The organism is Novosphingobium sp. 550D, from assembly GCF_057401885.1.
Genome location: NZ_CM171613.1, coordinates 2,217,966 through 2,230,103, shown reverse-complemented (window position 1 = coordinate 2,230,103; position 12,138 = coordinate 2,217,966). Strand labels below are relative to the sequence as shown.

Genomic DNA, 12,138 nt, shown 5'->3' with positions numbered 1-12,138 from the left:
CTCTGTTTTCAAACGTTGTTTACGGCGCGGGCCAATTGCCCGACCTGAAGCGCAAGGCTGACCAGTTCGGCCTCACGCCTGACCCCGCATTTCTGGAAAATCGACCGCAATTGGGTGGTCACTGTCTGAACACTGGTGTTACGGGCCGCGGCAATCAACTGGCGGTTTTGGCCCAACGCAACCATCGCCGCCACATCCCCTTCGGCCTGCGTCAGCCCCAAAGCATCGGCCAAAACCGAGCCGTCGATCTGATCAGCGCGAACCGGCGATCGCAAAGTTACAATGGCCGCCGGGGCAAAGCCCAAACTCCACGGCCGCATGGGCAAGGCATTGACCTCTACCAACAGAGGCGGGGAACCCTGCGGCACCCAAAGATCATGGGCAGGAATAGGCTGCAAGGCAATGGCCGCGCCAATGGCATTTTGAAGATGCCGGTCAAAGGATGCAGAGGCCGCATGCAATTGTCCGTGAACGATGTGAAGCACCCCTGCGGACAAAGTACGTTCGGCCGATTGCGTACACGCGCAAACCCGCCCCACCCCATCAATCAACACCGCAGCCGCCCGCATCGTTTCGAGCGAACCGCACAGCAGATCGGTCCCCTGATGATCGATCGCGTTTTGCAACCTGACCGCCGAAAGGACATGGGGCAAGGATTGCGCAAACAAATCACGCTGCTCAATCGTCGTCAGCCCATCGGCTTGGCCATGCAACATGGCCAGACCGATCATGGACTGATCATTGCGCATCAGGACCGATTGACATCCAAATTCGCCGTCCATCTCGCGCACATGGTCCAGATAGACCTCGTTCGTACCCATTATCTGGCGAGAATGGTCGTAGTCGCGTTCAAACGAAACCTCCATCGGCGCGGCCATGGCGCCGATGCGGTAATTGACTTCGGGCTTATAAGCCTCGATTTCAAGGAAAAGTTGTCCATATTCAAGCGGCGCATCGGTCATCCAGTTGAACCGGGCGTGGCGCTCATTCATGGCAATCAAGTGCGCGCGCGACGATCCTGTCGCGCTGGCCAGCGCCCGCAACGCCTTGTCCCACCCATCATCCGAAAATGGCGCGGCAAGAAATGCCTCCGCCAAAGCCTGAATCGGAATCGCATTTCCCCCTGTTACAGTGTCAGGTTAACCTTCGTCACCCCCTCGTGCAATGGGTTCCACGGGGCCAAAAGGCCGAAAATCTGCGATTTTTGTCTTGGTTGACGCCGGTTGCCGTCTCGCCCATGGGTGGTCAATGACTGATAATCGGCAACCCACATCCTGTTTCTTCACCAGCCAAAACCTGCGTTTGCATTATCTGGACTGGGGCAACCATGGCGCGCCATTGCTGATCCTTCAGCATGGCGGGTTCGATCATGCCCGTTCGATGGACTGGATCGCGCGCGAATTGGCCGATGAATGGCATGTCATCGCGCCCGACCTGCGCGGTCATGGCGACAGCGCCTGGTCGGTCGATGCGGCCTATAACATGGCGGCCTATATCTTTGACTTTGCCAATCTGATCGAGGCGTTGGGACAGGACAAAGTGACGATCTGTGCCCATTCTCTGGGTGCGATGATCACCACGCGCTTTGCCGGCATCTATCCCGAACGGGTGGTCAAATTCGTCAATATCGAAGGGTTAAGTGTCCCACAGCAAGCCAATTCGCTGCTTTCCATCACACCTTTTGCCGCGCGGATGCGCGAATGGGTGGCCCTGCACCGCGCCGCGCCGCTGCGCAAGGTCCGCCGTTATGCAACCGAGGAGCAAGCCCGCGAAAGGATGCGGGAAAAGAACCGCCATCTGAGCGAGGTACTGGTGCGCCACTTGACGCATCACGCGCTGCGCCGGAATGAGGACGGCAGCTATAGCTGGAAATTCGACCCCCGGCTCAACATCTTTCCCGCCGTCGATTTTCAACAGGCTGATGTCGAAAGCCTGTGGCAGGCCGTCGAATGCCCGATCCTGTTCATTCAGGGCAGCGAGAGTTTCATGCCCAATCCTGTCACGGATGGCCGCATCAATCATTTCCGCAACGCGCGCCTGATCGAATATGATGAGGCCAGCCATTGGCCCCACCATGATCGTTTTGACGCCTTCATGCGCGACCTGAAGGCATTTCTGGCCCAAGGTTGATCGGTCAGTTCTTTAATTGCGCAATCTCGGCACGCAATTCGGCAATCGTCACCAATGGCCCGCGCACATATTGGTCCAGCGTGGGCAGGTCGGTCAGGCTGACATTATTTGCTGTAGCGTAATGGGCGATCAGATCGTCCGATTCCCGCATATAGACGCCAGGCGCGACCTGAACCGTGGGGAATGTGGGCCGTTCAAAATGCTGGCCCAATTCCTCGCGGATAGCCGTTTCACGATCATCGCCGGGGGCAAATTCGCGAAATTCGAAATTATCGCGCAGACCTGATTCCAGCAGGAACAGACGGAATTTAAGCGACCATGGGCAACGATCCTTGAGATAGACGACAGGACGAAAGTCGGTGTGGCTCATGGTGGACATCCTGCTTGAGGGAAGACCCCGTTTCGACCGTCTATGCTCTGGGTTGTCAAGCCGCCTGGCGCGCTCCGTCACACGGGACGCGGTGAAAAGCCGGAAACAGAGCGGATGAACAGTGCGACAAACCTGTCATCCCGTTCATATATGTCGCGCATCTATCCTCATGTGCAATCGTATATTGGTGCATAAAGCCGCAACGGATTCTGCCAAAAGAACAAAAATTGCGGCAAAAATGTCACCTTATACGCTTTTTTCCGCTTGCAGGCCGATTCCTTGGTAACAATCCATGTTTTGTTGGTTGTCCTGCCCGACAAATGGGGTCTAGGGGAGATGCCGGTCGTGAGCCGCCCCCCGGCAAGCGATCGAAAAAAACATAAATTTCTTCGCCAAGTGAATGAGGACATTTCTATGACCAACCTCCGCCAAGCCCTTCTGGCTGGCGTCGGCTCCGCATTGGCGGTGGCCGTCAGCACCCCCGTATGGGCCGCCGATGAACCCGCCACCGACATCGTCGTGACCGGTACCCGCGCCCAGAACCGCACCAAGCTTGACTCCGTCGCCCCCGTCGATGTCCTTTCGCTCGACAGCCTCTCGCGTCAGGGCTCGACCGAACTGGGTGCCTCGCTGGCTGCTGTCGCCCCCTCGATCGACTTCCCCCGCCCGGCCGGTACCGATGGCACGGACTCGATCCGTCCCGCCACGCTGCGCGGTCTTTCGCCTGACCAGACGCTGGTGCTGATCAATGGCGTGCGCGGCCACACCTCGGCCCTGCTCAACGTCAACGGTTCGGTGGGTCGCGGTTCGGCGGCTGTCGACCTCAACACCATCCCCACCCTGGCCCTGTCGCAGGTCGAAGTGCTGCGTGACGGCGCCTCGGCCCAGTATGGTTCGGACGCCATCGCGGGCGTGATGAACCTGCGCCTGCGCGAAGCCAGCCATGGCGGCGGGGCAACCGTTTCCTATGGTCAGTATGACACGCAGTTCAACGGCGCCCGTTCGTCGCGTCACATCTCGGACGGCGGCACGCTGACCGTTGGCGCATGGCAGGGCTTCAAGCTGGGCAACAATGGCGGTTTCCTGACCGTCACGGGCGAATATCTGGATCGCGGCCTGACGGCCCGTTCGGACCTCGACACGCGCACCCAGACGGCGACCGCGCTGACCCCGGCCACCCCGGCGGTGGTGCGTTCGCGCATCGGCGATCCCAAGGTTTTGCAGGGCACCGGCTACGTCAACGCCGCGCTGCCGATCGGCGACACCAATTGGACCGCGTTTGCCTTTGGCGGCTATCAGTTCCGTGACAGCACCAGTTCGGCCTTTGCGCGTGAGCCGGGCAATGTGAACAATGTTCTCTCGATCTATCCCAACGGCTTCCTGCCCCAGATCAAGGTCCTGTCCAAGGACCTGACCGTGACGGCGGGCGTGCGCGGCCAGATGGGCGACTGGAACGCGACGATCAAGGCTTCCTATGGCCGCAACCGTCTGGACTATCGCACCCAGGGTTCGCTCAACTCGACCTATGGCGCGGCCTCGCAGACCAGCTTTTATGACGGCGCGATGATCTATGATCAGGCGCTGGGCGGCATGGATCTGGCCAAGCTCTACAAGCTGGGCGGCACGGACCTGAACGTGGCATGGGGCGTGGAAGTGCGCCGCGAAGGCTATCGCATCATCGCGGGCGAGCCGACCTCGTACAACCGCGGTCCGGTCAACAACAGCCCCAACGGCGGTGCTGTTCTGACCAGCGGCGCGCAGGGCTTCATCGGCTTTCAGGCGGGCAATGCTCTGAAGACCAGCCGCATCAGCAACGCGATCTATCTGGACCTCGAAGCCAAGCTGCCCAGCATCTTCACCTTTGGCGCAGCGGTTCGCGGCGAACATTATTCCGATTTTGGCGACATTGCCACCGGCAAGCTTTCGGCCCGCGCCGATATTGCCGACTGGTTCGCGCTGCGCGGCACGGTTTCGACGGGCTTCCGCGCGCCTTCGCTGCAACAGCAGTATTTCACCTCGACCGCTTCGGTCCTGACCACGCTGCCCGGCCAGACCGTGCCGACGATCGTGGAAACCGGCACCTTCCCCTCGACCAGCAACATCGCGCGCTCGCTGGGCGGTCAGGCGCTGCGTCCTGAAAAGTCGACCAACTTCTCGGCAGGCGCGGTGTTCCGCAAGGGCGGCTTTGACCTGACCATCGACGGTTATATCATCAAGATCCGCGACCAGTTGGGCCTGTCGGAAAACATCAACCTGTCGAGCGCTGATCAGGCAACCTATGGCGTGTCGGCGGCCCGCTTCTTTATCAATGGTCTGCACACCACGACCAAGGGTATCGACATCGTCGGCCATTACAAGCTGCGCACCGCATCGGTGGGCACGTTTGACCTGACGGCGGCGGCCAACATCAACAAGATCACCGTTGACAGCTATCCCACCTCGTCGCTTTCCACTCTGTTTGCGCGTCAGCGTATCCTGACCATCACCGATGGCACGCCGGGCGAAAAGCTGGTCGGCAGCGTCGACTGGTCGTTTGACAAGCTGGGCGCGACGGCCCGTGCGTCCTATTATGGCAATGTGATCCAGCCTTCCTCGACGGCGGCTGGCGATCTGAGCACGGGGCGCAAGACGATCATCGATCTGGAAGCGCGCTACAAGGTTCTGCCGATGGCCAGCCTGTCGGTGGGTGCGAACAATGTGTTCGACATCTATCCCAAGCAGACCCCGGCCAACCTGCTGGCCACCAATGGCGCGGTTGCGTTCCCGTATTACTCGCCCTGGGGTTTCAACGGCCGCTATCTCTATGCCAAGCTGAGCCTGAACTGGTAATCGGATAGGCATAGCTGAAACAGGAAAGCGCCTCGCCTTGTGCGGGGCGCTTTTCTTGTGGGCTCGGTTGATCGCGCCCAAGGCTCACCCCATCGTCGCAAAGGGCGACGGGCGGGAACATTCAACGGTTCGTCGCATTTCCTATCCGCAGGCAGTTGCAACACCCAGCATCGCCTTTGGCAAAAGATGTCGCCTCCCGACTCTTTCGCCCTCAGCCGGAGAAGAATAATCGCTAGCGTACAAGACAAGCTGTCCCCCCCGCCAGCCGACCTTCTGGACGAAGCTACACTTTTTCTGGATCTCGATGGTACTTTGCTCGACCTGGTCGATGATCCGGAATCTGTTCGGGCAGATGAATATCTATTAGAGCTTTTGCAAAAGCTTTCTCAAAAATTGCATGGTCGCCTCGCCATCATATCGGGCCGCTCTATTGAGCAGATCGACCGCATCATCGGCCCCATGGCGGCCGAACTGGCCCTTTCCGGCAGCCATGGTTGTGAACACCGATGGCATGGCATTTCTGCCCGCCCCAACCGCCCCCATGAACTCGATCTGGCCGCCGAACGCATGAAACTGTTCGTGGAAGCCTATCCGCAGGTTCTGATAGAGGAAAAGAGTTTCGGCGTCGGCCTGCATTACCGCCTGATGCCGCAGGCCGAAGGCGCGGCTCATGCTCTGACCGAGGACTTGGCCACAGAATTCGGCCTGATGGTCCAGCATGGCAAAATGATGGTCGAATTGCGCATCGCCGGCGGCAACAAAGGCAGCGCGATCACCCGCCTGATGGATCGCCCGATGATGCAGGGCACGACGCCGGTCTTTGCCGGCGACGATCTGACCGATGAACCCGGGTTCGGCGCGGTTCGCGCGCTGGGCGGTTACGGCATTCTGATCGGGCCGCATCGCAGCACCGCCGCGCAATATGGCCTGCCCTCGCCCGATGCGCTGAAGGCATGGTTGCAGGAGGCTGTAGCGTGACCCAGACCCTCGACCTCTGGCCCATCGGCAATTGTCAGGTTTCCGCGCTGATCGACACGGCGGGGCGCTTCGTCTGGGGCTGTGTGCCGCGGGTCGATGGCGATCCGGTCTTTTCCTCACTGATTGGGGGCGAGGAACCCGATACCGGCTTCTGGGCCATCGATCTGGAAGGCTGTGTTGAAACCACGCAGGAATATGTGCGCAACACGCCCATCCTGATCACTCGCCACCGCGACGAGCATGGGGGTGAGATCGAGATTACCGATTTCTGCCCCTATTTCCGCCGACTGGGGCGCAGCTATCGCCCCGGCGCCTTTGCCCGGATCGTGCGGCCTGTGTCCGGCTCGCCCCGGATCACGGTGCGCCTTCGCCCGACCGGCGATTGGGGCTGCCCGTCACAGGCCCGCATTGGCGGGTCCAACCATATCCGCTATCCCACCGAAGCGACGACGCTGCGCCTCAGCACGACCGCGCCGGTTGGTCTGGTGGCCCAGGAATTGACGTTCCGCCTTGAACATCCCCTCCATTTCTTCCTTGGCCCGGATGAAAGCTTTTCGGGCGAGATACCGGCCACGCTGGATGAAATGCTGGCCGCGACAAAGGATGAATGGCGCAAATGGGTACGCGGTCTGGCCATCCCTCTGGAATGGCAGAATGTGGTGATCCGTTCGGCCATCACGTTGAAACTGTGCCAGCATGAGGAAACGGGCGCGATCGTTGCCGCGTTGACCACATCGATCCCCGAACATGCCGGGTCACAGCGTAATTGGGACTATCGCTACTGCTGGATCCGCGACGCCTATTATACGGTTCAGGCGCTCAACCGGCTTGGTGCGCTGGATGTGCTGGAATCCTATCTCACCTATCTGCGCAACATTGTGGACGCGACCAAGGGCGGCGATGTCCAACCGCTCTACAGCGTTCTGGGCGAAGCGCGGCTGGAGGAAGGCTTTGCCGACAAGCTGGGCGGCTATCGCGGCATGGGGCCGGTGCGTGCGGGCAATGCCGCCTATATCCAGCGCCAGCACGACGCCTATGGCCAGATCATCCTGTCCAGCACGCAAGCCTTTTTCGATCAACGCCTGTTGCGCCAATCCGGCGTGGCCGATTTCGAAGCGCTGGAAAAAATCGGCGAACGTGCGTGGGAATTGTTCGACAAACCCGACGCGGGCCTTTGGGAATTGCGCACCCGCCAATCGGTCCATACGTATAGCGCGGCCATGTGCTGGGCCGCGTGCGACCGTCTGGGCAATGCCGCCGCCGCATTGGGGCTGGAGGCCAGCGCAACCCATTGGAACGAACGCGCCGCCCACATCCGCAACCGGATCGAAGAATCCGCATGGCGCCCCGAAACACAGCGCATGTCCGCCACATTTTCGGGCGATGATCTGGATGCCAGTGTGATCCAGTTGCTCGACCTGCGTTTTCTGGCCCCCGATGATCCGCGCTTTGTTTCGACCTTGGCCGCGATTGAAACGGGGCTTCGGCGCGGATCGCATATGCTGCGCTATGCGACGGAGGATGATTTCGGATTGCCCGAAACGGCGTTCAACGTCTGCACCTTCTGGCTGATCGAGGCGCTGCATCTGACCGGACGCAGCGCCGAGGCCCGCGCCCTTTACGAGGAAATGCTGAGCCGCTGTAATCCGGCCGGTCTGCTGTCCGAAGACATTGATCCCGTCACCGGCGAACTTTGGGGCAATTACCCGCAAACCTACTCGCTTGTCGGCTTGATCAACTGTGCCGTCCTGTTGAGCAAACCATGGAACAGTGTCCGATGAGCCGATTGATCGTCATTTCCAACCGCGTCAGTCCCGGCGGGGGCAATCAAGGCGGCCTGGCCGTCGCGCTTTCGGCGGCCCTGCGCGAACATGGGGGCATATGGTTCGGGTGGTCGGGTCAGGAAACGCCCGAATTCACCGGCCATATCAATTTCCAGCGGGTCGATGGCGTCACCACCGCCACGATCGATCTGGAAGAACAGGATATTGACGAATATTACAACGGCTATGCCAATCGCACGCTTTGGCCACTGTGCCATTACCGCATCGATCTGGCCGAATATGAGCGCAGTTTTGCCGGTGGTTATCAACGGGCCAATGAACGTTTCGCCGACACCGTCCGCCCCCTGATCGAGGATGAGGACATTGTCTGGGTTCAGGATTACCACATGTTCCCGCTGGGCAAGGAATTGCGCAAGCGGGGTGTGGCCAATCGCATCGGCTTTTTCCTGCATATTCCATGGCCTGCGCGCCGCCTGCTCTCCACCCTGCCCGAAGCGCGGCAACTGGTCGAAGGCTTGCTGGAATATGACCTGATCGGTTTTCACACGAATGAATGGCTGGAATCCTTCTGCGATTATGCGCGGGAGGAATTGGGCGGGGTCGTGGATGAGAACAAGGTTCTCTCGCTCAACGGGCGCCGGGTTCGGTTGATCGTCTGTCCGGTGGGCATTGATGCCAATGAATTTGCCGAACTGGCCGCCAGTGAAAAGGCGCGGGAAACTTTTGAACGGGTGCGTGAAAGCGCGGTCGGACGCAATCTGATCGTGGGTGTTGATCGGCTCGATTATTCCAAGGGGTTGGAAGAACGCTTCCTCGGCTATGAACGCTTCCTCACCGAACATCCCGACGAGCGCAAGAATGTCGTCCTGCTCCAGATCGCTCCGCCATCACGCGGCGCGGTGGAAAGCTATATGCGCATACGCAGTTCGCTGGAAAGTCTGGCGGGCAAGATCAATGGCGCCCATGCCGCGCTCGATTGGGTGCCGATCCGCTATGTCAATCAAAGCTATCCGCGCGACATGCTGGCCGGTGTCTATCGCGCCAGCAGGGTGGGTCTGGTCACGCCTCTGCGCGACGGCATGAATTTGGTGGCCAAGGAATATGTGGCCGCACAAAACCCCGCCGATCCGGGTGTCCTGATCCTGTCCCGCTTTGCCGGGGCGGCCGAACAGATGACCGACGCCATTCTGGTCAACCCCCACAGCGCCGAGGAAATTTCCGACGCTCTGGGCCGCGCGCTGACCATGCCTCTGGCCGAGAGGATTCAGCGCTGGGAACGCCTGATGGCGGGCGTGGAACAGGAAGACGTCATGTGGTGGCTCAAGCGCTTTACCGATGCGCTCAAAGATGTGCCGGTTTGCCCCGCATGACGCATACAATGGCCCCCGTCGCGCCGGGGGCCTATATGCTCAACCTTCGTATGCGCGTTCCAGCAAGGGCTGTTCGCTGGGCTCAACCTCCAGCACCACTTCGGCAAAGCCACGGCTGCCTTCTTCCACCGCAAGGACCTTGGCCGAAAAGCCCGAACCGCCGCCATAGACCGCCTCACGCAGCCAACTGTCGCGGCTGACATAACCGATCACGCGGCCATAGGGGTCAACCGCGGCAATGGCGGCGGGATCATGGGGATTGCCCGGTTCAAGCTCCAGCGTCACCACCGTGCCTTCGCGCAGGTCATGGACCGCTTCGGCATGATATTGTTCATCAACCAGACCGATCATATAGGCATAGGGATTGCCGATGCTGGGCACCATGCCCAGATTGGCCTTGTCGCCGGGCAGTTCTTCTTCTTCGTCATCATCGTCAAAGACCGAACCGCGCAGGAAATCGTCCGAAATCGTGGGCTGCGGGGCTTCCGTATGAGCGCCCGGCCCCGGAATATATGGCTCAATCACAGCCGGTTCGGGCTGAAACTGCGCAAACTCAACCGGCTGGCTTTCGGCAAGGACCGAAGCGCGGCGCAGCGTATCGATCCGCGAACCTTCGCTCTGCACGTCATCCTGTGTCGTTTCAGGCGCGTCAATGGCCGGAGCTTGCGCCCACTGCACCACTTTGCCGAAAAAACGCTTCAAGAAACTGAACATGCTGATCCCTTTGTCTGGCTGCGATCGGCGTTGCCGCGATCCACTTGACGGGCGCCTAGTGCCAATAGGTCCATCAAGGCAAGTCTAACTATAGACTATCCCCAAGTAGCCACATCATGCCGGATTTGAACATGCGTGATGGCAACCACGACTATGTCGTCGCCCATGGCCTTGCGGCGCATGTTGAATACTTCACGCTCGCAGGCGTACCGCGTTGCGCCCCGCGCCCTTGACCTCATACAGCGCTTCATCGGCATTGCGGAAAAGTTGAGCCTTGGTCCAGCCCGGCACCATTTCGGCAAGGCCACAACTGAGCGTCACGTGCATCATCTGGCCGTCGCGCACCGAGGCCGTCAGAATGCCGCATTTATCCAGAATGCGGTTGCACACTTTTTCGGCGGTTTGCGCATCCGTGTTGAACAGAACCGCGAATTCATCGCCGCCGATACGCCCGACAACGTCGGTCAATCGCGTCTCAACGCGCAGGCACTCGCCAATCTTGGCCAGAACCTCATCGCCCCTGTTATGGCCAAAGCGGTCGTTGATCGATTTGAAATGATCGACATCGATCAGCGCCAGCGTGCATTTGCGTCCCTCAAGGATCGCTTCCTGAACGCTGTGGTGGAAACCGGCGCGGTTGAGAACCTGGGTCAGGTCATCGGTATAGGCCTTCTTTTCCAGTTCACGTTCGCGCAGCGCCCGCACGGTGATATTGTGGAACGTCACCACCGCCCCGGATCCGCCCGCATTTTGATCAAGCGGGGTAAAGGAGGCTTCGACGCAAAGCCCCTGTGGGGATTGCAATTCGACCACTGTTTCCCTGCGCTGCAGGAACGGGGCCAGATCGGGCCATTTTTCGGCCAATTGCCACAGCGACCGCCCCGTCAGCTTTTCCGAATCCTCACCCAGCAGCGCCGTCGTCGGACCACCGGCAAAAATGCAGCGACCTTCGGCATCAAAACCCAGAACCGCATCGGGGCTGTTGGCCAGAATCATCTGGATGGAATTTTCCCGATCCTTGAGCTTGGCCGAAAATTCCGCGCGCGAGGCAATGATCGCCGCCACCGTGAAACACGTGGCCAACGTCATGATCAGATAGAATTGAAAGAAGACAGACTTGGCCAGAAGATCGCCATGCATCAAGGAAATCGGACCATGCCCCTCCATGGTGGCCAGTGCGCCGACAAGCGCGGTAATGACAATCGCGACCTTGACCCCTGGCGACCCAAGGGGAAGGTCAGCAAGACCAGCGCATTGACCGGCAGGAACAGCAAAGGCATCGCCGTTTGCATAAAGACGAGGGCTAACAACACCGTATATCCGGCCAGCAAGCCCATCATCCGCATCCGCTCATTCGCGGTTTTTATGCGATAGCATTCGACATAGGACCCATCCCAGATCGATTTGAAAAAGGGCGTCGCCACCAGAAAGCCCAGCCCGTTGCTGAAAAACCAGCGAACAAAGGATGGAACAAAGGGTTGTTGATAGATCGCCAAGGTCACCAATGACCCCAAAACGCCCCCGACCGCGGGCGTAATCACCCCCGCCCACAGCACGAAATCACCCAGCGAGCGCGCATCCGACAACAGGCTGGGCGTTGTGAGTCTGGGGCGCAGACAGGTGGCCGCGACCCATACCTGCCCCATATTGATGACGCCGTACAGGATATGGCCCCATTCAAACCCACGCATCACGTCATTGGCCAGATGATTGGCGATCAGGCCTGCAATCAGCACCGGCTTCCATTGCGCCCGCGGTAAATGCAGCAAAAGCGCAAGGATAACCGGATCCGCCACCCAGATCGTCGTATGATTGCGCCCATCGCTGGTCAGGGCAATGGTGATGGCCGCCAGACAGAAATAGGCCAGCCCCGCCCAAAGCGCGCGACCAAGGCCATAGGGCAATCCAAAGGAAGAAGATCGGTCATCATTCATCGATGACAATCGATATAGAAGGACAGTTA

At 59.7% G+C, this 12,138-nt stretch carries 10 protein-coding genes; 5 read left to right on the top strand and 5 right to left on the bottom strand.

Annotation, left to right across the window (positions count from 1 at the left end; all coding sequences use genetic code 11):
- Positions 1–8: 8 nt before the first annotated feature.
- Positions 9–1,097: a helix-turn-helix transcriptional regulator gene (locus AC2S2E_RS10485; RefSeq protein WP_486522282.1), complete on the bottom strand. Its 1,089-nt coding sequence runs from the start codon at positions 1,095–1,097 to the stop codon at positions 9–11.
- Between the two features lie 151 nt (positions 1,098–1,248).
- Between AC2S2E_RS10485 and AC2S2E_RS10480 the strand changes: the two genes are divergently transcribed.
- Positions 1,249–2,130 (top strand): alpha/beta fold hydrolase, encoded by an 882-nt coding sequence (locus AC2S2E_RS10480; RefSeq protein ID WP_476105045.1) that lies wholly within the window; start codon positions 1,249–1,251, stop codon positions 2,128–2,130.
- A gap of 4 nt (positions 2,131–2,134) precedes the next feature.
- Here the strand turns inward: AC2S2E_RS10480 and AC2S2E_RS10475 are convergent, their stop codons facing one another.
- Positions 2,135–2,500 (bottom strand): glutathione S-transferase N-terminal domain-containing protein, encoded by a 366-nt coding sequence (locus AC2S2E_RS10475; protein ID WP_486522281.1) that lies wholly within the window; start codon positions 2,498–2,500, stop codon positions 2,135–2,137.
- A gap of 414 nt (positions 2,501–2,914) precedes the next feature.
- On the opposite strand from AC2S2E_RS10475, the gene AC2S2E_RS10470 reads away from it, so the two are divergent.
- From AC2S2E_RS10470 to AC2S2E_RS10455, 4 genes are all read left to right on the top strand, one after another.
- Positions 2,915–5,329 (top strand): TonB-dependent receptor plug domain-containing protein, encoded by a 2,415-nt coding sequence (locus AC2S2E_RS10470; RefSeq protein ID WP_486522280.1) that lies wholly within the window; start codon positions 2,915–2,917, stop codon positions 5,327–5,329.
- Positions 5,330–5,515: 186 nt separating this feature from the next.
- Positions 5,516–6,307 (top strand): trehalose-phosphatase, encoded by a 792-nt coding sequence (gene otsB / locus AC2S2E_RS10465; RefSeq protein WP_486522279.1) that lies wholly within the window; start codon positions 5,516–5,518, stop codon positions 6,305–6,307.
- Positions 6,304–8,088 (top strand): glycoside hydrolase family 15 protein, encoded by a 1,785-nt coding sequence (locus AC2S2E_RS10460; protein ID WP_486522278.1) that lies wholly within the window; start codon positions 6,304–6,306, stop codon positions 8,086–8,088. The genes otsB and AC2S2E_RS10460 overlap by 4 nt, the downstream gene beginning before the upstream one ends.
- Complete coding sequence (locus AC2S2E_RS10455) at positions 8,085–9,461, top strand: alpha,alpha-trehalose-phosphate synthase (UDP-forming) (protein ID WP_486522277.1); 1,377 nt, start codon at positions 8,085–8,087, stop codon at positions 9,459–9,461. The genes AC2S2E_RS10460 and AC2S2E_RS10455 overlap by 4 nt, the downstream gene beginning before the upstream one ends.
- A 39-nt stretch (positions 9,462–9,500) precedes the next feature.
- On the opposite strand, the gene AC2S2E_RS10450 is transcribed toward AC2S2E_RS10455, so the two are convergent.
- From AC2S2E_RS10450 to AC2S2E_RS10440, 3 genes are all read right to left on the bottom strand, one after another.
- A complete protein-coding gene (locus tag AC2S2E_RS10450; protein ID WP_476105054.1) occupies positions 9,501–10,175 on the bottom strand; it encodes an HIRAN domain-containing protein in 675 nt (224 codons plus the stop codon).
- Positions 10,176–10,367: 192 nt separating this feature from the next.
- Complete coding sequence (locus tag AC2S2E_RS10445; protein WP_486522276.1) at positions 10,368–11,342, bottom strand: GGDEF domain-containing protein; 975 nt, start codon at positions 11,340–11,342, stop codon at positions 10,368–10,370.
- Positions 11,315–12,109 (bottom strand): MASE1 domain-containing protein, encoded by a 795-nt coding sequence (locus AC2S2E_RS10440; RefSeq protein WP_486522275.1) that lies wholly within the window; start codon positions 12,107–12,109, stop codon positions 11,315–11,317. Before AC2S2E_RS10440 ends, AC2S2E_RS10445 begins: the two co-directional genes overlap by 28 nt.
- Between the last annotated feature and the right edge of the window lie 29 nt (positions 12,110–12,138).